The 23,349-nt window shown below is 71.6% G+C and carries 19 protein-coding genes and 4 pseudogenes; 10 read left to right on the top strand and 13 right to left on the bottom strand.

Features of this window, described 5'->3' with window-relative positions:
• The first annotated feature begins 65 nt into the window (after nucleotides 1-65).
• Entirely contained in the window at nucleotides 66-332 is a 267-nt protein-coding gene (locus IG99_RS48155; protein ID WP_037681784.1) for a VOC family protein, read from the top strand.
• 21 nt (nucleotides 333-353) lie between these two features.
• Here IG99_RS48155 and IG99_RS35980 read toward each other — a convergent pair whose 3' ends face one another.
• The 5 genes and pseudogenes from IG99_RS35980 to IG99_RS35995 all read right to left on the bottom strand — a co-directional run bounded on the left by IG99_RS35980 (nucleotide 354) and on the right by IG99_RS35995 (nucleotide 5,523).
• Nucleotides 354-1,127, bottom strand: coding sequence for an XdhC/CoxI family protein (locus IG99_RS35980; RefSeq protein WP_234312071.1), 774 nt, complete (start codon nucleotides 1,125-1,127; stop codon nucleotides 354-356).
• Nucleotides 1,128-1,283: 156 nt separating this feature from the next.
• Nucleotides 1,284-1,505: pseudogene (locus IG99_RS50820) on the bottom strand (XdhC family protein); the annotation flags it as partial.
• Between the two features lie 108 nt (nucleotides 1,506-1,613).
• A complete protein-coding gene (locus IG99_RS35985) occupies nucleotides 1,614-4,034 on the bottom strand; it encodes a xanthine dehydrogenase family protein molybdopterin-binding subunit (protein ID WP_051866300.1) in 2,421 nt (806 codons plus the stop codon).
• A gap of 2 nt (nucleotides 4,035-4,036) precedes the next feature.
• Nucleotides 4,037-4,624, bottom strand: a complete 588-nt coding sequence (locus IG99_RS35990) for a (2Fe-2S)-binding protein (protein WP_037681790.1) — start codon at nucleotides 4,622-4,624, stop codon at nucleotides 4,037-4,039.
• Nucleotides 4,624-5,523: an FAD binding domain-containing protein gene (locus IG99_RS35995; protein ID WP_037681791.1), complete on the bottom strand. Its 900-nt coding sequence runs from the start codon at nucleotides 5,521-5,523 to the stop codon at nucleotides 4,624-4,626. Before IG99_RS35995 ends, IG99_RS35990 begins: the two co-directional genes overlap by 1 nt.
• A 279-nt stretch (nucleotides 5,524-5,802) precedes the next feature.
• Here IG99_RS35995 and IG99_RS36000 point away from each other — a divergent pair, with 279 nt between their 5' ends.
• On the top strand, nucleotides 5,803-7,503 hold the full coding sequence (locus tag IG99_RS36000; protein ID WP_037681792.1) for a PucR family transcriptional regulator: 1,701 nt from the start codon (nucleotides 5,803-5,805) through the stop codon (nucleotides 7,501-7,503).
• 127 nt (nucleotides 7,504-7,630) lie between these two features.
• A complete protein-coding gene (locus IG99_RS36005) occupies nucleotides 7,631-8,404 on the top strand; it encodes a hypothetical protein (RefSeq protein WP_037681794.1) in 774 nt (257 codons plus the stop codon).
• Nucleotides 8,405-8,678: 274 nt separating this feature from the next.
• On the opposite strand, the gene IG99_RS36010 is transcribed toward IG99_RS36005, so the two are convergent.
• Nucleotides 8,679-9,887, bottom strand: coding sequence for an MFS transporter (locus IG99_RS36010; RefSeq protein WP_037681795.1), 1,209 nt, complete (start codon nucleotides 9,885-9,887; stop codon nucleotides 8,679-8,681).
• A 64-nt stretch (nucleotides 9,888-9,951) separates the two neighbouring features.
• On the opposite strand from IG99_RS36010, the gene IG99_RS36015 reads away from it, so the two are divergent.
• Nucleotides 9,952-10,347 carry a MerR family transcriptional regulator gene (locus IG99_RS36015; protein ID WP_037681799.1) on the top strand — a complete coding sequence of 132 codons (396 nt, stop codon included), beginning with the start codon at nucleotides 9,952-9,954 and terminating at the stop codon, nucleotides 10,345-10,347.
• A gap of 327 nt (nucleotides 10,348-10,674) precedes the next feature.
• Here IG99_RS36015 and IG99_RS36025 read toward each other — a convergent pair whose 3' ends face one another.
• Entirely contained in the window at nucleotides 10,675-11,535 is an 861-nt protein-coding gene (locus IG99_RS36025) for a GntR family transcriptional regulator (protein WP_037681851.1), read from the bottom strand.
• A gap of 155 nt (nucleotides 11,536-11,690) precedes the next feature.
• Here IG99_RS36025 and IG99_RS36030 point away from each other — a divergent pair, with 155 nt between their 5' ends.
• A complete protein-coding gene (locus tag IG99_RS36030; RefSeq protein WP_037681805.1) occupies nucleotides 11,691-12,530 on the top strand; it encodes a (2Fe-2S)-binding protein in 840 nt (279 codons plus the stop codon).
• 302 nt (nucleotides 12,531-12,832) lie between these two features.
• Entirely contained in the window at nucleotides 12,833-13,876 is a 1,044-nt protein-coding gene (locus IG99_RS36035) for a DUF2637 domain-containing protein (protein WP_037681806.1), read from the top strand.
• Between the two features lie 80 nt (nucleotides 13,877-13,956).
• Here the strand turns inward: IG99_RS36035 and IG99_RS36040 are convergent, their stop codons facing one another.
• On the bottom strand, nucleotides 13,957-14,415 hold the full coding sequence (locus IG99_RS36040) for an ATP-binding protein (RefSeq protein ID WP_051866301.1): 459 nt from the start codon (nucleotides 14,413-14,415) through the stop codon (nucleotides 13,957-13,959).
• A 324-nt stretch (nucleotides 14,416-14,739) separates the two neighbouring features.
• Between IG99_RS36040 and IG99_RS36050 the strand changes: the two are divergent.
• Nucleotides 14,740-15,398 (top strand): annotated as a pseudogene (locus IG99_RS36050) (glycoside hydrolase family 38 N-terminal domain-containing protein); the annotation flags it as partial.
• A gap of 49 nt (nucleotides 15,399-15,447) precedes the next feature.
• Here IG99_RS36050 and IG99_RS36055 read toward each other — a convergent pair.
• Both IG99_RS36055 and IG99_RS36060 read right to left on the bottom strand, forming a co-directional pair.
• The gene (locus IG99_RS36055; protein WP_037681814.1) at nucleotides 15,448-15,912 is read right to left on the bottom strand and encodes a hypothetical protein; all 465 of its coding nucleotides are present in this window, start codon (nucleotides 15,910-15,912) and stop codon (nucleotides 15,448-15,450) included.
• A 124-nt stretch (nucleotides 15,913-16,036) separates the two neighbouring features.
• Nucleotides 16,037-16,657: a hypothetical protein gene (locus tag IG99_RS36060; protein ID WP_037681815.1), complete on the bottom strand. Its 621-nt coding sequence runs from the start codon at nucleotides 16,655-16,657 to the stop codon at nucleotides 16,037-16,039.
• A 266-nt stretch (nucleotides 16,658-16,923) separates the two neighbouring features.
• Here IG99_RS36060 and IG99_RS36065 point away from each other — a divergent pair, with 266 nt between their 5' ends.
• The 3 genes from IG99_RS36065 (at nucleotide 16,924) to IG99_RS36075 (ending at nucleotide 20,388) form a co-directional block, all read left to right on the top strand.
• Nucleotides 16,924-18,267 (top strand): helix-turn-helix domain-containing protein, encoded by a 1,344-nt coding sequence (locus IG99_RS36065; RefSeq protein WP_037681817.1) that lies wholly within the window; start codon nucleotides 16,924-16,926, stop codon nucleotides 18,265-18,267.
• Nucleotides 18,268-18,392: 125 nt separating this feature from the next.
• Nucleotides 18,393-19,232, top strand: coding sequence for an endonuclease/exonuclease/phosphatase family protein (locus IG99_RS36070; RefSeq protein WP_037681819.1), 840 nt, complete (start codon nucleotides 18,393-18,395; stop codon nucleotides 19,230-19,232).
• A 64-nt stretch (nucleotides 19,233-19,296) separates the two neighbouring features.
• On the top strand, nucleotides 19,297-20,388 hold the full coding sequence (locus IG99_RS36075) for a DUF6215 domain-containing protein (protein WP_037681820.1): 1,092 nt from the start codon (nucleotides 19,297-19,299) through the stop codon (nucleotides 20,386-20,388).
• Between the two features lie 24 nt (nucleotides 20,389-20,412).
• On the opposite strand, the pseudogene IG99_RS36080 reads toward IG99_RS36075, so the two are convergent.
• The 3 genes and pseudogenes from IG99_RS36080 to IG99_RS36090 form a co-directional block, all read right to left on the bottom strand.
• A pseudogene (locus IG99_RS36080) lies at nucleotides 20,413-21,432 on the bottom strand (thiamine pyrophosphate-dependent enzyme); the annotation flags it as partial.
• 131 nt (nucleotides 21,433-21,563) lie between these two features.
• A pseudogene (locus tag IG99_RS36085) lies at nucleotides 21,564-22,286 on the bottom strand (thiamine pyrophosphate-binding protein); the annotation flags it as partial.
• A 62-nt stretch (nucleotides 22,287-22,348) separates the two neighbouring features.
• A partial coding sequence (locus IG99_RS36090; RefSeq protein ID WP_037681823.1) for a protein phosphatase 2C domain-containing protein occupies nucleotides 22,349-23,349 on the bottom strand: 1,001 nt, incomplete at its 5' end.

Consider the following 23,349-nt stretch of genomic DNA (forward strand, 5'->3'; position numbering starts at 1 on the left):
GGCGCGCAGAAGCACTGTAGACGGAGCATCAGGCCGTCCCCCGGACTTTCCGGCAACATGCCCGGATGCAGCCGCACTTCACCGATACCTGCCTGATCACCGACGACGTCCCCGGCCTCGCCGCCTGCTACGCCGCGCTTCTCGACGCGGAGGTCCAGGGCGGGGCCCCTCACGCTCGAGTTCCGGGTGACCGACGTGGACGCACGTCACGAACGCCTGCCGCCCGGGGCATCGAGATCCTCAAGCCTCCGACGACCCAGCCGCGGGGGCGCCGGTCGGTGTGGCTGCGTGATCCGGAGGGCAACATCGTCAACCTGTACCAGCAGGCATGACCGCTGTCGCCGCGGATCGGCTCAGGCCACCGAGCCGATCCGGCCCACGGGGCCCGGCTCCGTGTCGTGATGGATCGGGGTGTGGGCGCCCGCCAGTGAGACGCCGCTGCCTCCTCGACGGTTGGCGACGATCTCCGAGGCGATCGACAGAGCCGTCTCCTCCGGGGTGCGGGCGCCGAGGTCGAGGCCGATGGGGGAACGCAGGCGGGCCAACTCCAGCTCTGTGACGCCGACTTCGCGGAGTCTGTCGTTGCGGTCGAGGTGCGTGCGCCGGGAACCCATCGCGCCGACGTACGCGACCGGGAGCCGCAGGGCGAGCTTCAGCAGGGGTACGTCGAACTTGGCGTCGTGGGTGAGCACGCACAGGACGGTCCGCGCGTCGACCTCCGTGCGCTCCAGGTAGCGGTGCGGCCAGTCGACGACGATCTCGCCGGCCTCCGGGAACCGCGCCCGGGTGGCGAACACCGGGCGGGCGTCGCAGACCGTCACGTGGTAGCCGAGGAACGTGCCGATGCGCACGAGCGCCGACGCGAAGTCGATCGCGCCGAAGACGATCATCCGGGGCGGCGGTACGGAGGACTCGACCAGCAGCGTGAGCGGGGCCCCGCAGCGCGAGCCCTGCTCGCCGATCTCCAGGGTGCCGGTGCGGCCGGCGTCCAGGACGGCGCGCGCCTCGGCGGCCACCGTGCGGTCCAGTTCGGGGTGGGCGCCGAAGCCGCCCTCGTGGGAGCCGTCGGAGTGGACCAGCAGCGCCCGCCCGATGAGGTGCGCCGGGCCCGCTACGATCCGCGCCACCGCCGCCGTCCCACCACGCGCGGCGGCCGCCAGCGCGGCCGCGATCACCGGGCGGTCCGGGTCGCCCGCCCGGACCGGGGTGACCAGGATGTCGATGACGCCGCCGCACGTCAGGCCGACGGCGAAGGCGTCGTCGTCGCTGTAGCCGAAGCGCTCCAGGACCGACTCGCCGTCCCGCAGGGCCTGTTGGCACAGATCGTAGACCGCGCCCTCCACACAACCGCCGGAGACCGAGCCGATCGCCGTGCCGTCCGCGTCCACCGCGAGGGCGGCGCCAGGCCTGCGGGGCGCGCTGCCGCCGACGGCCACCACGGTGGCCACGGCGAAGTCACGGCCCTGCTCGACCCAGCGGTACAGGTCTTCGGCGATGTCCAGCATCTCTCGGTCTCCTCGACGACGGTCGCGTGCAGGTCGGTCGCGGCGGGTGGCCGGTGCACGCCCAGCCGGCCCTCACGGGGATGGAGGCCGAATGGACGGCGCCGGTTGTCACGCCGTGCCGGTGAGGTGTTCCGGACGCACCGGCGTTCTGTTCAGGTCGAGGCCCGTCGCGTCGCGGATCGCCGCGAGGACCGCGGGGGTCGAGGACAGGGTCGGGGCTTCACCGATGCCTCGGAGTCCGTAGGGGGCATGGGTGTCGGCGAGTTCGAGGACGTCGACGGGGATGGTCGGGGTGTCGAGGATGGTGGGGATGAGGTAGTCCGTGAAGGAGGGGTTCTTCACCTTCGCGGTCTTCGGGTCGACGACGATCTCCTCCATGACCGCCACCCCCAGGCCCTGCGTCGTACCGCCCTGGATCTGGCCGAGCACGGACAGCGGGTTGAGCGCCTTGCCGACATCCTGCGCGCAGGCCAGTTCGATCACCTTCACCAGGCCGAGCTCGGTGTCGACCTCGACGACGGCCCGGTGCGCGGCGAAGGAGTACTGGACGTGTCCGTCGCCCTGGCCGGTACGCGGGTCGAACGGCTCGGTCGGCCGGTGCCGCCACTCCTCCTCGACCTCCACGGCCTCGTCGCCGAGCACGTCCACCAGGTCGGCGAGGACCTCGCCGCCGTCGGTGACGACCTTGCCGCCCTCCAGGAGGAGTTCGGCGGTGGCCCAGGCGGGATGGTGGGCGCCGAACCTGCGGCGGCCGAGCTCCAGGACCTTCTCGCGGACGATCTCGCAGGCGTTCTTCACGGCGCCTCCGGTGACGTATGTCTGCCGGGAGGCCGACGTCGAACCGGCGCTGCCCACCTCCGTGTTCGCCGGGTGGATGTTCACTTGGCCGACGCCCAGCTCGGTGCGGGCGATCTGCGCGTGGACGGTGACTCCGCCCTGGCCGACCTCCGCCATCGCGGTGTGCACGGTGGCGACGGGCTCCCCGGCGACGGCCTCCAAGCGGACGCGTGCGGTGGAGTAGTCGTCGAAGCCCTCGGAGAAGCCGACGTTCTTGATGCCGACGGCGTAGCCGACGCCCCGTACGACGCCTTCGCCGTGGGTGGTGTTGGACAGGCCGCCCGGCAGCTGTCGTACGTCCGCGCCCTCGCTGCTCTCCCACTGGCGCTCCGGGGGCATCGGCATCGCCTTGACGCGGCGCAGGAGTTCGGCGACCGGCGCCGGGGAGTCGACCCGCTGGCCGGTCGGCATGAGGGTGCCCTGTTCCATGGCGTTGAGCTGCCGGAACTCCACCGGGTCCAGGCCGAGTTCCTTCGCCACCTTGTCCATCTGTGCCTCGTAGGCGAAGCACGCCTGGACCGCGCCGAAGCCGCGCATGGCACCGCAGGGCGGGTTGTTGGTGTAGAGGGCGATGGCCTCGATGTCGACGTCGTCGACGACGTAGGGGCCCACGCCGAGGGAGGAGGCGTTGCCGACGACGGCCGGGCTGGCGGAGGCGTACGCGCCGCCGTCCAGGACGATCCGGCACTTGACGTGGGTGAGCTTGCCGTCACGGGTCGCGCCGTGCTCGTAGTACAGCTTGGCGGGGTGGCGGTGGACGTGGCCGAAGAAGGACTCGAAACGGTTGTAGACGATCTTGACGGGTTTGCCGGTGCGCAGGGCGAGCAGGCAGGCGTGGATCTGCATCGACAGGTCCTCGCGGCCGCCGAACGCGCCGCCGACGCCGGCCAGCGTCATCCGCACCTTCTCCGGCGGGAGGCCGAGCACCGGGGCGATCTGCCGCAGGTCGCTGTGAAGCCACTGGGTGGCGATGTAGAGGTGGACGCCGCCGTCCTCCTCGGGCACCGCGAGGCCGGACTCGGGGCCGAGGAAGGCCTGGTCCTGCATGCCGAAGGTGTACTCGCCCCGGACGATGACGTCGGCGCGTTCCCGGGCGGCCGTGACGTCGCCGCGGACGATCGGCTGGCGGTGGAGGACGTTCGGGTGCGGGACGTGGGCCATGTGGTGGTCGGTGCGGTGCTCGTGGACGAGGACCGCGTCGGGGGCGGTCGCGGAGGCCTCGTCGGTGATGACGGGCAGCTCGCGGTACTCGACCCTGATCTTCGCGGCGGCGCGGCGGGCGGTCTCCGGGTGGTCGGCGGCGACGACGGCGACCGGCTCGCCGTGGTGGCGGACCTTGCCGTGGGCGAGGACGGGGGTGTCCTGGATCTCCAGGCCGTAGTGGCGTACGCCGGTCGGCAGGTCGTCGTAGGTCAGGACGGCGTACACGCCGGGGGTGGCGAGGGCCTCGGAGGTGTCGATGGAGACGATCTCGGCGTGGGCGACGGTGGAGCGCAGGATCTGGCCCCAGAGCATGTCCTCGTGCCACATGTCGGAGGAGTACGCGAACTCGCCGGTGACCTTGAGGGTGCCGTCCGGGCGGAGCGTGGACTCGCCGACGCCGCCCTTGGTCTGCGAGCCCTGGGTGATCTTGGTGGGAGCGCCGATGGGGGCACCTCCCGCTCGAGCGAGGCCGGGAGTGGGGGACGTCATGGTCAGACCGCCTCTCCTTGCCGGGCGGCCGCCAGACGGACCGCGTCCATGATCTTCTCGTAGCCGGTGCAGCGGCACAGGTTCCCCGAGAGGGCCTCGCGGATGTCCGCGTCGGTCGGGTCGGGGTTGTGCTCCAGCATCTCGTCGGCGGCGACGAGCAGACCCGGGGTGCAGAAGCCGCACTGGACGGCGCCGGCGTCGATGAACGCCTGCTGCACCGAAGAGAGCGCTGCGCGCGGGGATGAGCCGGTGCCCTCGCCGGTCCGGGAGTCGGTGCCCTGCGCCGCCCATCGCTGGGCCTCGTCGAGGGAGGTGCCGGCGGAGCCGCCGCGGGACCGCTGCTTGGCGTACTCGGCGAGGCCCTCGACCGTGACGACCTCGCGGCCCTCGACCTGGCCGGCGGCCACCAGGCAGGAGCACACCGGCACGCCGTCGAGGCGGACCGTGCAGGAACCGCACTCGCCCTGCTCGCAGGCGTTCTTGGAGCCCGGCAGACCCAGCCGCTCCCGCAGCACGTACAGCAGGGACTCGCCCTCCCAGACGTCGTCGGCTTCCTGGGGGCGTCCGTTGACGGTGAAGTTGACGCGCATTATGCGGCGCCCCCCTTCGGGTGTGAGGCGTGGCGGGCGCCGCGGTACGACTCCCAGGTCCAGGTCAGGGTGCGGCGGGCCATCACGCCGACCGCGTGGCGGCGGTAGTTCGCGGTGCCCCGGACGTCGTCGATCGGGTTGCAGGCGGCGGCGCACAGGTCCGCGAACTGCTTGGCGACCGACGGCGTGATGATCTTTCCGTTCTCCCAGAAGCCGCCCTCGTCGAGCGCCGCGTTCAGGAACTCCTCGGCGGCCCTCGCCCGCACGGGGGTGGGGGCGGCGGAACCGATGCCGGTGCGGACGGTGCGGGTCTCCGGGTGCAGGGCCAGTCCGAAGGCGCACACGGCGATGACCATGGCGTTGCGGGTGCCGACCTTGGAGAACTGCTGGGGTCCTTCGGCCTTCTTGATGTGGACGGAGCGGATCAGCTCGTCGGGTGCCAGCGCGTTGCGCTTCACGCCGGTGTAGAAGTCGTCGATCGGGATGCGTCGCGAGCCCCGCACGGACACGGCCTCGACCTCGGCGCCGGCCGCGAGGAGGGCGGGGTGGGCGTCGCCGGCCGGGGAGGCGGTGCCGAGGTTGCCGCCGACGCCGCCGCGGTTGCGGATCTGCGGGGAGGCCACGGTGTGGGAGGCGATGGCCAGGCCCGGCAGTTCGGCGCGCAGGTTCTCCATGATCCGTGTGTAGGGGACGGAGGCTCCGAGCCGCACGCTGTCCTCCCCCACCTCCCACTCGTAGAGGTCACCGACGCGGTTCAGGTCGAGGAGGTACTCGGGCCGCCGGTGGTCGAAGTTGATCTCGACCATCACATCGGTGCCGCCCGCGATCGGCACAGCGGTGGGATGCGCTGCCTTGGCGGCGAGCGCCTCCTCCCAGCTGGCGGGGCGAAGGAAGTCCATGACCGGCTCTCTTCTTCGTCTGGGGAGTCGTGCGGATCGAGCCAGATCGGGTGCGGCGGGCCCGGCTCTTCATGTGGTGTTCACGTGGAGTGAGCTCAGTACACAGCGCACTGCTCCGACCGGGTCAGTCACGGAAACCATGAAGGAGTTGGCTGGCCAGCGCGGCCATCTTGTAGATTCGTATGAACGGGGGTCCTCGGTAACCCCACTGTTCTCCCGCGGTAACACCCCCCACACGACTCATCGAAGATTTCGAGACACAGAACGGCGGCGACGAGCATGCGGCTGCGCGCACTGCTGGACACCGATGCGCTGGGCCTGCGGCTGCTCGGCGGCGAGGACGAGCTGGACCGCACCGTGCGGGGTGTGATGACCACCGACCTCAGGGACCCCAGCCGCTACCTCTCGGGCGGGGAGCTGGTCCTGACCGGTCTGGCCTGGCGCCGGGGCGCCGCGGACTCCGAGCCGTTCGTACAAATCCTGGTGCAGGCGGGGGTCACCGCGCTGGCCGCCGGCGAGGCGGAGCTCGGGGACGTGCCCGAGGACCTGGTGGTGGCGTGCGCCCGGCACCGGCTGCCGCTGTTCGCGGTGCACGAGTCGGTGGCGTTCGCGACGATCACCGAGCACGTCGTACGGCAGGTGTCCGGGGAACGCGCCGGGGACCTCGCGGCCGTCGTGGACCGGCACCGCCGCATGATGACCTCGGGCCCGGCGGGCGGCGGCCCCGATGTCGTCCTGGACCTGCTCGGCTCCGATCTGGATCTGCGCGCCTGGGTCCTCTCCCCCGCCGGACGTCTCATCGCCGGTCCCAAGGAGGCGGCGCCGGGGCTGCCCGCCGACGTGTGCGCGCGGCTCGCCGCCGAGCACCTGGCCGCCGCTCGCACGGGCCGACGGGGACCGCACCGGCTGACGCTGGGCCCGACGGCGTACAGCCTCTTCCCGATCCGCGGCTGGGGGCACCGCCCAGCGGCAGCTGGGGGAGGCCGCTCCACGCAGGCCGCCCGGGACCCGCGCGAGTCGCTGCTGTCGGACTGGCTGCTGGCCGTGGAGGCGGACGCCGGGGACTGGCCCGAGGAACGCCTCGACCTGCTCCAGGGCGTCACCCAGCTGATCGCGGTCGAGCGGGACCGGCGGGACGCGGCGCGCACGGTGCGCAGGCGGCTGGCGCAGGAGGTCCTGGAGCTGGTGCAGACGGGCGCGGCGCCGGCCGAGATCGCCGCGCGCCTGCGGGTCGCCGCCCCCGTCCTGCTGCCCGGTCTCGGAACGGCCCCGCACTGGCAGGTCGTGGTGGCGAGCGTCGAGTGGAACGGAGGGGAGATCGAGGGCGGGCCGGTCGCCCAGTCGCTCCTGGAGGAGATCCTCGTCGACCCGCTGGCCACCGGACCCGAGCCCTCCGACCGCATCGCCGTGGCCCACACGGGCGACGAGGCGATCGCGCTCGTGCCACTGCCGGCCGTGTCGGCCGAACACGACGGCCCCGCGACCGGGCTCCTCGCCGACGTGCTCCTGGAGGCCGTACGGGACCCGCTGTCGGCGGGGCTCGGCGAGGACGGCCGGCTCACGCTCGGCGTCAGCGCGGCCGTGCACTCCGCGGAGGGCCTGCGCGGGGCGCTGGAGGAGGCACGGCACGCGCGCCGGGTGGCGGCGGCGCGCCCCGGCCGGGTGTGCGCGGCGGGCCACCAGGAACTGGCGTCGCACGTGCTGCTGCTGCCGTTCGTCCCGGACGACGTCCGCCGCGCCTTCACGGCCCGGCTGCTGGACCCGCTGCGCGAGTACGACCGCCGGCACCGGGCGGAGCTGATCCCCACCCTGGAGGCGTTTTTGGACAGCGACGGCTCCTGGACCCGGTGCGCGTCCCGGCTCCACCTGCACGTCAACACGCTGCGGTACCGGGTGGGACGGATCGAGCAGTTGACGGGGAGGGACCTGTCGCGGCTGGAGGACAAGCTGGACTTCTTCCTTGCGCTGCGCATGAGTTGACACCTGTGAGGCGGACGAGTCCCACGACTTTGTGAAATCCTTCACCCACCCTCTTGGCCGGGCCGGTCGATCCGTGCTGAGATGCGGCCACCAACCAAAGCTCGATGGCGTGCTCAGGGAGGGCAATGTGGCGCATCCCGCCATGTCTGGTATCGGAACGACCGCAGGTGACGATCCCCTCCAGACCGCGGTATGGCGGCTGCGCTCACGCGCCTGCTGGGCCGACGCGGCGGCTCTGCTCCAACCCGTGACGGCGGCGGCCGCGGTGCAGCGGGCCGCGCTGCTCGTGGAACGGTGCCTGTACACGGAGCGGGGCTGGGAGGAGGCCGAGTACGCGCTGCGTACGGCGGAGGCGCTGGCCCACACCGACGAGGAGCGGGGGGCGGCGGCCTGTGAACGCGGTCAACTCGCCTACGCGGCGACGCTGCACGGGGTGCGTGACCGGGTGGACGAGGCCCGGGCGGCGCTCGGGCGTGCGGCGGCCCTGATCCCTCCGGGGGCGCCGGGGCGTGCCCTGCTGGACTTCCGGCGGGGCCTGCTCGCGGAGAACCTGGCCGACTCACCCCAGGCGGCCCGCGCCGCCTACCGCCGCGCCCACACCGGCGCGGCCGCGCACTCGGACGCGCTGCTGCTCTCCTTCACCTGGCGGCACCTCGCCGGACTCGCCCTGCGCGACGGTGAGTTGACCGAGGCCCGGCACGGCTTCGCCGAATCCCTCCGCATTCGCGAGGAGTTGGGCTACCTCGTCGGCACGGCCCCCGCGCTGGCCTCGCTGGCGGACGCGGAGGTGGAACCGGAGGCGTCCCGGCTCAGGGAGGAGGCCCGCCGTCTCTTCCGCCTCCTCGGCGGAGTCCCCACCTGGCTCGCCCACCAACTGGCTCCACCGGCGGCGACGGCATGACCACCGACGGGATCGCTTCCGCCGAACAAGCCCTCCCCGGGCCGGGAGGACTTCTTTGATCGAGCGGCGAGAACGCCTCCCCCGAATCGGTGCGCCGCTGCCTGGGGGCCGGCTCGGGTGAGGCCCGTAACCGGGTGATCGACCGGCCGTGGACCGGCCCCCGCTGACGCGCATCAGCGGTGGGCGCGCCACGAACCCTGCCTGGCGGGGCGGTCGTGGCCCGGGATCCAGCGCCCGGCGGTTGCGGGTGCGGGGTCCCGGTGGCTCGTATGCCCTACTCGGCCCCCGGACGGCGTGCGGGGAAGGCGTGCCTGCGGGCGAGTACCACCACGGCCAGCACCGGGGCCATGAGAGCGAGGACGCTCCACGCGAAGGACTTGGGGCCGAGACCGTCCAGAAGGACGCCGCCGACGGCGCCACCACCTGCCATGAACGAGTTCCACGTGGTGACCAGCAGAGCCTGCCCCCGGTCGCCTCCGGCGTCGTTGACCGCGGTCTGCAGCAGCGTCGTGACACCGCCCCAGCCGAGGCCCCACAGCACCATCGCGCCGTAGACCACGACCGTGTTGTCGGCCAGGACCGCCAGCAGGACGGCGGCCACGAGGAACAGGGCGCTGCTGACGATGGTCAGCCGGCGCAGTTTCCGGTCGACCAGGGCGCCCGTGATCCAGATGCTCACCACGGCGGCGACCCCGAAGACGAGCAGCACGCCGTCACGGGAGCCGCCCATGTCGTACGCGTCGAGGAAGGCGGCGATGTAGGTGTAGAGGATGTTGTGGGCGAGCACGTAGGCCGCGACCACGAAGAGGACCGCCGGGACCCCCGGGAGGGACAGCGCCTTCAGGATGGGCTCACGGGCCCCCGGCGGCTGACCGGGGGCGTCCGGGACCGACGCCATGACCCAGCCCAGCAGCGCCACGGAGATCAGCGTCACGAGGCCGAACGTCATACGCCAGCCGAACAGCCCGCCGAGGAAGGTGCCGAGGGGGATGCCGAGCGACAGGGCGAGCGGGACGCCGGCCATGGTGATGGCGACGGCCCGGCCCTGTAGGTGCGGGGGCGCCAGTCGTCGTGCGTAGCCGACCAGTTCGGCCCACACGGCGGCCGCGGCGATACCGGCGAGGAGCCGGAACGCCATGGTCAGGGGGTAGTCGGACGAGAGGGCGGTGACCAGGTTGGCCACCGCGAACACCGTCACGGCCAGGAGCAGCAGCTTCTTGCGCCGCCAGGCCGCCGTGGTCACCAAGAGGGGGATGGCCGCGACGCCGGTGGCGATGGCGTACACCGTCAGCGCCTGGCCCATCGCGGGCTCGCTCACTGACAGGTCGTGTGCCATCTCGGGAAGCACGCCCGCCGGGAGCGCCTCGGTCAGGATCCCCATGAAGGCTGCTGTGGCCAGAGCCAGAAGCGGTGAGAGGGGCAGCTTTCGATCGTCTGCTGTTGGAGCGGATCCGCTCAGCAGCTCTGTCCGGGATGTTGACATGGTTGTATCTTCAAACCCTCACATCGATGTGAATGTCAAGCCGGTACGAACGAGGGTGGGTCACATGCGGATCGGGGAACTGGCCGAGCGGACCGGAACCGCCCGTCGGCTGCTGCGCTACTACGAGGAGCAGGGGCTGCTCGTCGCGGGCCGCTCGCCGAACGGCTACCGGGACTACCCCGAAGGCTGCGTGAACCGGGTCCTGCAGATCAGAGGTCTGCTCGAATCCGGTCTGCCGACGCGGATCATCAGGCAGATCCTGCCGTGCATCAACGACCCGCGGGCCATACACGTGTCCGATGCCACGCCGGAGACCCTCGCCACGCTGGAAGACGAACGCCGGCGCATGACGGACCGTATCGAATGCCTGCTGCGCAGCAGGGAGGCCATCTCCGGCTACCTGGAGGCCGTGCGCCGCGAGCAGCGCCCGGCCGCGGCGCGTCACGAGGTCACGGCCTGACCGCACCGGACTTCGTCGGCCGGCACGACGCCGTGGCCGGCGGCCCGCCTGCCACACGGGGTTCGGAACAGCCACGGCGCGAGGACAGCGGCTTGCTGGGGTTGGCGAGCAGCAGGTACTCGGGCCGGTGGTCCGGCGGCGACCTCGGCAGGGCCGGCGCGGGCAGCGTCGGGTAGGACGCGGGCGGCGTCAGGCCCACGGGGTACGACCGTCCCCGGCCAGAGCACGGCACCACCCTGTCCGCACCCCCTCGGCCCGGTGCGGCGCGCTCCCCGCCCGGCGACAGCGCCGGTCGGCTCAGAGGCGCATGCCCGGCGCAGTCCCCCCTCAGCCCGCGCCCGCGAAATGCTCGCCCACCAGCCCCCGCACCACATCCACGTCCCCGGCGCCGAGCGCCTCCAGCAAGGCCATGTGCTCCGCCGCGTCGGCCACCAGGTCCGCCCGCCCCCGTGTCGCCGGTCCGCCCACGAGCGGCCACTGGGCCCTGCGGTGCAGATCCTCGGCGATCCGCACGAGTTGCTCGTTGCCCGAGAGCGCCAGCAACGCGCGGTGGAACGCCCGGTCGGACTCCGCGTACGTGGCGCGGCAGCCGGAGGATGCCGCACGGACGGTCGCCTCGGCGAGGGGTCGCAGCTCGGCCCACCGCTCCGCCGGCACGGTCCGCGCCAGCCGCAGCATCACCGGCACCTCGATCAGCGCGCGCACCTCCGCCAGCTCCGCCAGCTCCCGCACCCCGCGCTCGACCACCCGGAACCCGCGGTTGGGGACGACCTCGACGGCACCCTCCAGCGCCAGCTGCTGCATCGCCTCCCGCACGGGCGTCGCGGAGACCCCGAACCGCTCCCCGAGCACCGGTGCCGAGTAGACCTCACCCGGTCTGAGCTCTCCCGCGACCAGCGCGGAGCGCAGCGCGTCGAGGATCTGCCCGCGCACGGAGGAACGCTGCACGACGGGGGGACGAGGACGCGGCAGCGGCGTCTCGCTGTGCGTGTGCTCACCCCGAACCGCCCGAACCGCCCGGACCGCACGGTCCGCCGCGTCCGCCCCCGCGCAGCCACGGTCCACATCCGCCGCCGTCAGCTGCACCGGAACCCGAACCGCCCGCGCCTCACCCTCACTCTCACCCTCACCCTCACCCGAGCCCGGGGTGCCCGACACCCCGGCGGGGCCCTGCGTGCCCTGCTTCACGGGGTCCTCCTCCGGGGTTGTCAGCACTTGCGGTCATTGCGGGCGGTTGTTACTCACCCGTCAAGCACCTTAGGCGTATCGAGCGCCAGTTCAAATCCCGAACATTCGAGGTAAGGTAAGCCTCACCTTTCGTCCCCGTGAATCGGTGATCCCGCATGCTCGTGCCCGCTTCGCCCCTCACGGACGCGTACGCACGCCTGACCAAGGCGTATCCCGGACTGACCGTCACGGAGTCGAGCCCGCGGGACCCCGCCCACCGCGGCGCCGGCTGGACGACCGCCGCCGGACTCGCGCAGGGCGGCAGCGCCATGGACGCGTTCCTGGCCTGGGACGAAGCACAGGTGCTGCGCGACTACGGACACCAGGCCCGCCCCGACGTGATCGCGAGCTTCGGCCTGCACCGGTACACCTGGCCCGCCTGCCTCCTGATCACCGTGCCGTGGTTCACGCTCCGCCGGGTCCCCCGCTTCCCCGTGACGCATGTCTCGTACGACCGGAGCACTCCGGGGGCGATGCGGCTGGCCGTACGGACCACCACGTTCGCCTGCCTGCCGGACGACCCGGCGGCCGCGCTGCCCGGTGCCCGGGTGGTCCCGGACGAGGAGGCGCTGCGGGCGGAGGTGCGGGCGGCGGCGGCCGAGCACCTGGAGCCGGTCCTCGCCGGGTTCGGTCCCCGGATGCGGCGGCGCGGCCGGGCACTGTGGGGCATGGCCACCGACGAGGTCGTGGAGGGGCTCTGGTACGTCGCCCATCTTCTCGGCGAGGAGGCACGGGCTCAGCGTGAGCTGGAGCTGCTGCTGCCGGGCGCGACCAAGCCGTACGTCGGCTCGGCGGCCTTCCGCGAGCTGACCGGGCCGGACGGCGAGTCACTGCCCACCCGGGACCGGGCGAGCTGCTGCATGTTCTACACGGTCCGCCCCGAGGACACCTGTGCCACCTGCCCGCGCACCTGTGACGCGGAGCGGGTCTCCAGGCTGCTCACCGCCGCCAGTTGAGAGCCCCTCAGTGAAGATCACCCGGACGGTCCCGTAGGATCACCCGCGAGTGGGGCTCCCGGTCGGTTACAGGCGATTCACAACTTTCTCACTTCTCACGGGAACTTTCCGTGGAACCACCCGTACCGGTAGTCTTATTCGAACTCAGCTCCCGCCCCTCAAGCGGCAGTTCGAGCAGAACGTCGCCCTGGGCATTCCCTTGCACTTCCTTGGCGGCCTCTTGCCCCGAAAACCCATGAGGGCCGTCGGGATTGGGCCACTATGGCGGGCGTTACGCCCTATCCCAATGCAAGGGACCCCAGATGAGATTGACCGACATATCGCTGAACTGGCTGCTTCCCGGCGCCGTACTGCTCCTGGGCATGCTGGCGGCGGTAGCGGTGCTCGCGCGCGGCAAGCGCAGCTCGGGGAAGGACACGAGCGCGGACGACTCGTGGGAGCGCAGCGAGGAGCGCCGCAGGCGCAAGGAAGCCGTCTACGGCACGGCCTCCTACGTCCTCCTCTTCTGCTGTGCCGCGGTCGCGGCCGCACTCTCCTTCCACGGCCTGGTCGGATTCGGCGAGCAGAACCTCGGCCTCTCCGGCGGCTGGCAGTACCTGGTCCCGTTCGGTCTGGACGGCGCGGCGATGTTCTGCTCCGTACTCGCCGTGCGCGAGGCCAGCCACGGTGACGCGGCCCTCGGCTCCCGGATACTGGTGTGGACGTTCGCCCTCGCCGCCGCCTGGTTCAACTGGGTGCACGCGCCGCGCGGCGCGGGCCACGCCGGTGCCCCGCACTTCTTCGCCGGTATGTCGCTCTCCGCGGCCGTTCTGTTCGACCGGGCCCTGAAGCAGACCCGTCGGGCCGCCCTGCGCGAGCAGGGGCTGGTGCCCAGGCCGCTGCCCCAGATCCGTATCGTCCGCTGGCTGCGGGCGCCGCGTGAGACGTACGGCGCCTGGTCGCTGATGCTCCTGGAGAACGTGCGCAGCCTCGACGAGGCGGTCGAGGAGGTCCGCGAGGACAAGCGCCAGAAGGAGGAGACCCGGCAGCGGCGGCGTGGCCAGCAGCGGGTCGAGCGCGCGCAGCTCAAGGCCATCAGCCGGGGCCACCGCGGCTTCGTCGGCCGCGGCGCCGGACGTCAGGTCGAGACCGCCGCTCTGGAGCGCGCCTCCTCCTCGGTCTCCGCGGAGCCTGCCATATCCGGCGCGGAGGAGCTGCCCGTACGCACCCGCCCTTCGCTGCAGCCCGTCCGCCACGGCTCTGAGCCGAAGACGGTCGACCTCACCGCGGAGGACGACACCATGGCCCTGCCGCGACTCGACTCCCTCGAGCGCAAGCTCAAGGACCTGGAGCAGCAGTTCGGCTGACCTGCTCGACGAGCACAACGGGAAGGGGCGTGACCCGCTGGGTCACGCCCCTTCCCGTTGTCGTCGGTCCGCCGCCCCGCTCACGCCGCCCCGGCTTCCAGGTCGAACCACACCGCCTTGCCCACCCCGTGCGCCCGGACGCCCCACGCGTCGGCGAGGGACTGCACCAGGACGAGGCCCCTGCCGTGGGTGCCGTCGCCGACGTCGGGTGCGCACAACCGGGGCCTGCGGCCCACGAAGTCCCGCACCTCCACATGAAGGCCACGCGGGCCGACGGTCGCTGTCAGGACCGCTTCGCGGTCGGTGTGAACGAGCGCGTTGGTGACAAGCTCGCTGGTGAGCAGTTCCGCGATGTCGGACCGCCCGGGCTTCCCCCACTGTCGCAACAGCTCGCGCAGTGCCCGGCGCGCCTCGGGCACCGCCCTCAGGTCCGCCCGTCCGAGTCTGCGCCTGAGTTGGGGCGCCTGGGCCTGATCCCCCGCGTCGTCGGTCTGATCCTCCGCCGTCTCCGTCTTCGCCGAGGTTTTCGCGATCGCCATGGAACCGCTGCCTCGTGCCTGCCTCTTCATGACCCCCGCCCGCGTGCCGATGTCGGTTCCCCTCCTGCTCGAACACGTTCACGGGGATCCTTGCCCGATGGGCACGCGGGCCAGTCATGTCCAAACGTCAACGACCAGGTGTTCGGCCAATCCGGCGATACCCCCCGCATGTCCGCCAGGTGTCCGGATCCATGCCTGGGCGGGTGGACGACCTCCGGACATCGCTTTCCAAACCGCCGAGGAGACAGCCCCGCAGGACGACCGAACCCTGGTGGAGGCGCGCCCGGAGCGCGCCATGGGGCAGTTCGTGCGTCCGACGCAGTGAGGGGGGAGGCGGTGATCGACCCGGGCTCCACCGGCGACGGCCCTGGCTTCCAGGCCGAGGGACTGCTGTACGACTCCGCCGGGGTGCCGCTCAAGGGCGGGCATCCGCGCAACCGGCACCTGACGGTCGCCGTTCCGGCACACGGCGGCGAACCCGTGCGTCCGCTCTGCGATGCGGCCGAGAGGTGTGCCGGCTGGTGCTGGACGTGGAGGTGCTGTCGGAGCTGATGCACGAGCTGGACCCGGGCCGCTCCGACCGCCACGAGACCCTGCGCGCCCCGCAGGACCTGCTGGACGCTCTCGACCTGCACGACATCCCCGGCACGGCCGCCGCGGCCCGAGCCGCCCTGGCCGGCGTACTGTCGACGCCCCGCACGCACACTGGGAGCGCGTCAAGAAGGCCGGGGCGGACGGCACCTGGGCGCCGGTCGGCTCGATGTGGGTGGAAATCGGACGCCGACATGCCGGGCGGGGAGGCCCTCGCCCGCCAACTCGGGCACGGAAAGCGCTTCTTCTTCGAGGAACCGGGGGTGGAGACGGCGGAGACCCGGCTGCCGGACTCCTTCGGCTGCACCGCCGCTTTCCCACAGCTCGCGAAGTTGGCCGGAATCCGCTGGTTCCTCACTCAGAAACTCAGCTGGAACCAGCCCAACCGCGTGGCCCGCGGGTTCGAGATCCGTACGGCACGGCTGCGGCGGGCGTCAGGTGCTACGAGGACTCCAGGCCCTTGGTGCCGATGTGGATGATCCGGTGACTGCGGCTCATGTCCACGACCAGCTTGGTCGTGGAGCCGTCGCCCCAGGTCAGGGTGATGCCGACCTCGGTGTAGTCGGCGGTGCCGTTGTCCGTGACCTTCCACTGGACCGGCACGTTCTGGGCCCGCAGGACGCCGTCGGCGCCGTTCTTCGCCTCCCAGGCCGCCAGCTCCTTCAGTGTGGTGGGGTGGATGTAGTACTTCCGCAGTTCCTCCGCCAGCCTGCCGCCCCGGTCCGGGTCGCTCTTGGCGTCGATGTAGGCGCCGTAGAAGTCGGCGGTGCGGGTGACCGAGTCCGACGGCTTGCCGGTCACCGAGCGCGGTGCGCCGGCGGACGCCTGGGCCGACACTCCGATGCCGAGGGCCAGGGCGAGACCGGCGGCGAGAGCGGCGCGACGTGTGGCGTTCTTGCGGTACATGTGCGGTGTTCCCGGTTTCTGCGGCTGCCTGTGCTCGATGCGTTGGGTGTGGTGTTCGCGGCGCCGCCGCCCTCCCGACCCCCGTGGCGGGAGGGCGACGGCGCGGTTCTCGTACGGCCGTCGGTCAGTGGAGCTTGTTGACGGCCGTGGTGGTCGTCTTCTTGAACGCCTTCACCGGTGCGTCGGCGAAGTCGCCCATCTGGCCCCAGTCCACGACCGTCACCGTCGTGCCGTCCCGGCCGACGGAGAGGAGACGGATGTCGGTGGCGCCCCAGGAGGTCTCGGTGTGCAGGCCGTAGAGTTGGGCGCCCTCCTCGACGGGCAGCGTGCCGTAGTCCTTGAGCGTGACCTCGATCTCCGGGTCGGCCTCCTCGGCCCGCTGCGGACAGGACGCGATGTCCTGGTTCACCCGCGCGACTCGGCCTTTCGCCGCGCGGACACTGGGCAGTTCTACGCTGACCTGACGGGCGGTCGTGTCGAGGTCGTTCCGGAACGCGCGGTACCAGGTGTCCCGGCCGCCGCCGAGCGCCATGCTCAGGCAGGTGTCCGCCTCCACTTCCTCCGGTACGCCGGCGGTGACCGGGCCGGCCGTCCAGGACGAGGTGGCGTGCGGCGGGAGATCCTTGGCCGAGAGGAAACCGGGCGCCCGGGTGGCTGCCCCCGCCGGTGCGGCGAGCGCGGTACCGGCGACGAGACCTGCGGCGGCGAGTGCGGTGAGCGCGCCTGCTCGGGTGCGCTTGGGCATGGTTGTCCCCCGTGGGTGAGTGCGGTGCATGGGTGAGTGCGGTACATGGGTGAGTGCGGTACATGGGTGAGTGCGAGTGGTCGCCGCGGCGCCGGTGTGGTCGGTCCGGCCCTGGTCGGTGCGGCCCCAGAAGCATCAGCCGTCACGGCCGCCCGATGCAACGGTTCGCGGCCGATCCGCCGGCCTGGAACCATCCCAGCCCATCTGACGTGCAGGTATGAGAGAGCCTGGGATGCCGTCCCGGGCCGGAGGATCACGGGGGAACGGTGCCGAGGGGTGACGACGTCGCGGAGTTCGCGGCGCTGCTGACGGAACTGAAGGCGCGCACGGACCGCAGCTACGGTTCCCTCGCGCGCCGACTCAACATGAACACCTCCACGCTGCACCGCTACTGCGCCGGAGAAGCGGTACCGCAGGACTTCGCCCCCGTCGAGCGACTGGCGGTGTTCTGCGGGGCGTCGGCAGAGGAACGCCTGGAACTCCACCGCCGATGGCTGCTGGCAGTGGCGGCACGACAACGGCCTCGAGGCGGGGCGGAGGCGGAGGCGGCGGTACGGGAGAACGTCGTACGGTCGGCAGAACGGCCGCCGCCTGCGCAGGCGGGGGACGCTGCCGAGCCACCGGCAACCACGGCCCCGGCCGAACCCACCGAACCGGCGACCGCCCCCCGGCCCTGGTACCGCCGCAGGCGGGTCACCGTCAGTGCGGCTGCCGCCTGTGCGTTGTTGGCGACGCTGGGCGGGCTGGCGGCGTTACCCTCCGATCACCCCTCCGGCGGGGACGCGGCGCGGCGGCCCGGCGCTTCCTCGACGCTGACACGCACATCCCCGTCCCCTCCCACCGCGTCACCCAGCCGCTCGACCTCGCCGAGCCCGAGCCCCTCCGCCAGTGGCTCCAAGAACGCCTCGCCCAGGTCCGCCACCTCCGGGAAGACCGCCGACTCGCCCGCCCCCAGCACCAGCTCCACCGCGCACGACGGCAACGCTCCGGTCGTCGTGCCGCTCGCCTGGACCGCCGACTCGCAGGTGTGGCAGCTGGGTTGCGGCCACGACTACGTCATCGACAAGGCACCCGCGCAGGTCCCGCCGCCCCCGGTCGCGCAGGACGCCGGGACGTGGGCGGCGACGCAGAACGCGGTGCACGGCCGGGAGACGAACGTGCGGATCTCGGTGCAGGGTCGCAGCTCCACGGCCGTCGTCCTGGAGGCGCTCCGGGTCCGGGTGGTGGGGCGCGCGCAGCCCACCCCCGGCAACGCCTATGCCATGGACCAGGGCTGCGGCGGCTCGATCAGCCCCCGCTACTTCGCCGTGAACCTGGACGCCGACCGCCCCATCGCCCGCTCGGTCCCCGGCAGCGACGAGGGCACGCCGATCCCGGCGGTGCGGCTTCCGTACCGTGTCTCCGCCGAGGATCCGGAGGTGCTGCTGGTCACCGCCCGGACGGAAGGCTGTGACTGCCGCTGGTACCTGGAACTCGACTGGTCGTCGCAGGGCCACAGCGGCACGGTCCGCATCGACGACCGAGGCCGCCCGTTCCGCACGACCGGCATCAAAGGCCTCCCCCGCTACATGTACGACACCTCGGAGCGCCACTGGCGTCCCTACTCCTAGACGGCGTAGCGGGCATGATCACACTCCGGACAACACCCGCCGCGTCGGAAGTGGACCTGCTTCAATGCCTCTTCATGTGACGGGGCTCCTGAACCGACGGCGCCCGCAGGACCACCTCGGAGGCGATGATGCTCGGAAGGGGCACGAGGTTGCTCGCGGGCGCCATGGTCGTGGTGTGTGTGGTGCTCGTCGGCCCCAGTGCGCCAGGCGGTGACCTCTTCGCGAGGCCGCTGCCCGTCGGAGCCGTCAAGGATGTCGTACCGAACCGGGTGATGACGTGGAACATCTGCAACCCGTGCGGGGCGAGCAACCTCGACCGGGCGGCGGAAATCGCCACGTATGCTCCGCAGGTCGTCGGTCTGCAAGAAGCGTGTGTGCGTGACGTCGAAAGGATCCGGGACTACCTGGAGAACTTCTACGGGCTGGTTTACCACGTCGCGTACGGCACGGTCCTTCGCAAATGGGGCCGCTGCGGAGGAGTGCCGTGGAGTCCGGGACGCTACGGCCAGGCGGTGCTCTCGGCGGCGCCGATGACGGACGTCGTCAACGTGGAGTATCCCGACGGCGGGTCCGAAGACCGCGGGTACATGGCAGTGACCACCACCGTTGGCGGTAAGACCGTCCGGGTCTTCGACACGCACCTCGCCCAGCGACGTCAAGAGTCGGTCCGAGCAGGCCAGACCGCCGTACTCGCCGCAGACGTGGCCCGGTACGACCGCGTGATCCTTCTCGGCGACTTCAACGCCACGCCGGACGCCCCCGAACTCTCCGCGATATGGGAACTGGCCGCGGATACAGACCCTCAGTGCCGTCCCCCGCGCATCGACACGTGCGAGCCGACCACCGACTGGCAGCTCAAGTTCGACTACATCTTCCTGCGAGGTGTCGTGCCGCTCGAGCGCCGTGTGCACGCGACCCCGTACTCCGATCACCACCTGCTGCTCAGCGAACTGGATCCGACCTGAGCAGTTACCCGGAACTGTGGCTTCCACCACGGCGGATACGGTCGTGTCCTGGTGAGATCACCGGATGCTCGGTTTCCTCCTCCGTCTTCTGCCGTTCTGGGTCCGCGAGCCCCTGCTCATCGCGGTCACTTCCGTTTTCGGCGTACGCATCATGTATCTCGCCGTCCGCGATCACGACGGGGTCGCGGCCGGCCTCGGCGTGGTGTTCCTCGTGTGCGCCGCGGTGAGCGTCCACAAGGTGGTCCGGGCCCTGCGCGCACGCCGGAACCCGGTCCCGGCGGCCTCCGCGGCCGGCACGACGGCCGATGCCGCAGTCCACGCCACCGCCCAGGCCCCGGCCCCGGCCCCTATCCCGGCTTCGGCCCAGGCCCCGGCCTCGATCCTGGCCCCGGCCCCGGCCCCGGTTCAAGCGCACGCCGGAGTGGGGCCGCGTCCCGGCCCGGGCGCTCCGGAGAAGGAGCCCAACGCGTGGGGTCAGGCCTTCGCGGCCGTGGCCGTGTTCGGGGCACTCGCGGTCGCGCTGTGGGCGGCCCCGCGCTTCATGCCGTCCGACGACAACACCACCCCGCAGCCCGCCTCGTGTTCGGACACGGAACACGAGGAACTGCCGAAGGCCTTCAAGAAGACCCCCCGGCCTGTAACCGGTGAAGAGCTGTGTGAGGCACTCAACCGGCCGGACCTGGCCAAGGTCCTCGGCACGCCCGTGGAGACCGCGACCAGTGCCTCCGGCACCAACAACACCGCTCCTCTGACTGATGAGAAGGTCGCCATGCCGGAGGCCGAGGTCAGCTTCGACACGTACACCGTGAATGTCTCGGCCACTTACAACCATCTGTCGATCGACCAGAACGTGAAGCTGATGAAGTACGGGGACGAGACGGACGTCAAGACGCTCAGGGTTCTCGGCCGGCCCGCGGTCCTCTCCTCGGACCACACCATGCGGATCGAGATCAATCTCGGGAGTGGCGGATCCGGCGGACCGGTCCAACAGGGTCCCCTGGCCAGGACACTGACCGTGGCCCTCGACCGGAAGGACCGGGGCGGCTACTGCGACATCTCCGTGTGGAGCAAGTCCGGAGCCCTCCCGGCCGACGGCGCTCTCCTCGACATCGCCGCGAAGGTTCTGCCGAAGATCCCCGAACGACCTGTTCGCTGAGCTGCCGAGGAGACGCCCCGAACTTCACGGACGTGGCACGTTGCGCAGGTTGGACCGGGCCATCTGGAGCATCCGTCCCACGCCTCCGTCGAGCACCATCTTCGACGCGGACAGGGCGAACCCGGTCACCATCTCGGCGCTGATCTTCGGCGGAATGGAGAGGGCGTTGGGGTCGGTCACGATGTCGACGAGTGCCGGTCCCTTGTGCTTGAAGGCGTCCTTCAGGGCACGGGCCAGGTCCTTGGGTTTCTCCACGCGCACCCCGTAGGCGCCGCAGGCGCGGGCGACGGCGGCGAAGTCGGGGTTCTTGTTCGTGGTGCCGTAGGAGGGCAGTCCGGCGACCAGCATCTCCAACTCGACCATGCTGAGGGAGGAGTTGTTGAACAGGACGACCTTCACGGGCAGGTCGTACTGCACGAGGGTCAGGAAGTCGCCCATCAGCATGGAGAATCCGCCGTCGCCGGACATCGACACGACCTGCCGCTCCGGGTCGGTGAACTGCGCGCCGATCGCCATCGGCAGCGCGTTCGCCATCGAGCCGTGCGAGAAGGAGCCGATGATGCGGCGGCGGCCGTTGGGCGAGATGTAGCGGGCGGCCCAGACGTTGCACATGCCGGTGTCAATCGTGAACACGGCGTCCTCGGCGGCGAGTTCGTCGAGGACGGAGGCGACGTACTCGGGGTGGATCGGGACGTGCTTCTCGACCTTGCGGGTGTATGCCTTGACGACCCCCTCCAGCGCGTCCGCGTGCTTCTTCAGCATCCTGTCGAGGAAGCGCCGGTTCTTCTTCTCCTTCACCCGCGGAGTGAGACAACGCAGGGTCTCCCGCACGTCACCCCACACGGCGAGGTCCAACTTGGAGCGGCGGCCCAGGTGTTCGGGCCGGACGTCGACCTGGGCGATCTTGACGTCGTCGGGCAGGAAGGCGTTGTACGGGAAGTCCGTGCCGAGCAGGATCAGCAGGTCGCACTCGTGCGTGGCCTCGTAGGCGGCTCCGTAGCCGAGGAGGCCGCTCATGCCGACGTCGTACGGGTTGTCGTACTGGGGCTACCTGCGTATGTCGAGCCCGCATACGACGCCGTGTTCACCGTGCACACCGGCATGCGCAACGACTGAGGCCCCGGACCTGCACCCCAGCTTGCGACATACATACACACTCATGAGTTGTCGTACTGGATCCATTCCTTGCCGCGCAGGGCGTGCCCCACCGGCGATTTGACCTTCCCGGCGAACTCCATCACCTCGGCGTGCGCGCCGGCCGTGCCGCTGCCGCAGAACAGGGTGACCTTGTCCGCCGCGTCGATCATCTCGACCAGCCGGTCGATCTCGGCGTCGCCGGGGCGGACGGTGGGCCGGGAGGTGACGAGGGCGGTCTCGGCGGCCTTCTCGGGGGCGGGTTCGGCCGCGATGTCACCGGGGAGGGAGACGACGCTGACGCCGGAACGGCCGACCGCGTTCTGGATGGCGGTCTGGAGCAGCCGGGGCATCTGCTTGGGGCTGGAGATCAGCTCGCTGTAGTGGCTGCACTCGCGGAACAGCTGGTCGGGGTGGGTCTCCTGGAAGTAGCCGAGGCCGATCTCGCTGGAGGGGATGTGGGAGGCGAGGGCCAGCACGGGTGCCATGGAGCGGTGGGCGTCGTAGAGGCCGTTGATGAGGTGGAGGTTGCCCGGCCCGCAGGAGCCTGCGCAGGCGGTGAGTCTGCCGGTGATCTGGGCCTCCGCGCCGGCGGCGAAGGCGGCGGTCTCCTCGTGGCGGACGTGCACCCAGTCGATGGCGGCGTTGCGGCGGACGGCGTCCACCACCGGGTTGAGGCTGTCGCCGACGACGCCGTAGAGGCGCTTGACCCCGGCACGGGCGAGGATGTCGACGAACTGTTCTGCGACGTTCTGCTTGGCCATGACGCTCTTGTGCCCCTTCGGTCTCCGTCGATCCCTGATCCATCAATTCACAGGGACCGCCGTCACGCCTCCCAAACGCCCGCGGCCGTACGGTCGTCCGAGTACCCCTTGACCCGTACCAGCGCGTCGGCGTGGAACGCGGCCAGCCCCGGTGCGGCGGGCCCGGACCACCGCCGGGTGAGGTACGCGGACAGCTCGGGTTCGCCGCGCAGCGGATCGGCCAGGCCGGGGGTGCACATCAGCAAGGTGTCGCCCGGGCGGGCGACGGAGGCACGGAAGCGGAACGGGTCGCGGGGCGGTCCGGGGTCCTCGTCGTAGGGGTTCGGGGGTGTGGTGATGCCGAGGTCCATGGTGAGCCGGTCGCCCTGCGGGGTCTCTGACGGCAGTGAGCCGAAGCCGACGACGGGGTCACCGGTGGCGTCGGTGCCCCGGGGCTCGATGTCCTGCCACTCGCCGTCCCGGATCCGGAACAGACCGCCGCCGCCGACGCCGAAGAAGACGCGGGTACGGCAGTCCGGGTCGGCGGGCAGCAGGAGACAGCGCAGGGTGGCCGCGTACTCCTCCGGTTCGATGCCCTGTTCGACGGCGCTGGCGCGGAGTTTGCCGAGGCTGCGGTCGGTGAGGCGGTGCAGTCCCGACTTCAGGTCGCCGCGCCGGCCGGCCCGGAGGTCCTCGGCGAGGCGTGCCTGGCTGCGGCCCACGGCCCGGCCGATCCACTGGCAGGCCTCGGCGGCCGCCCGGTGAGCGCCGGCGGTGGCGCGGGCGCCGGTGGCCATCGCGACCAGGACCAGCGCGTTTTCGCCGGTGCCGAACCGGGCGGTGAGCAGGCAGTCGCGGCGCGGCTCGCCCCGGTAGCGGGCGGAGTCCCCGCGCACGGAGACGGCCCGCACCGTGCAGGCGCCGTACCGGGCACCGTCGAGCATGGTGTCCGGGACCAGGTCGTCCAGGTCGTCGGGGTCGGCGGGCGGCAGCGCGGTGGGCTCGGCGTCATAGGTGGGCGGGCCGGAGCCGACGTAGTCCTTGGGGGCGGCGTCAAGGACGGGGGCGGGGACCGGCGCAGGGG

The organism is Streptomyces griseus subsp. griseus (assembly GCF_000720255.1).
GTDB classification, from domain to species: Bacteria; Actinomycetota; Actinomycetes; order Streptomycetales; family Streptomycetaceae; genus Streptomyces; species Streptomyces griseus_I.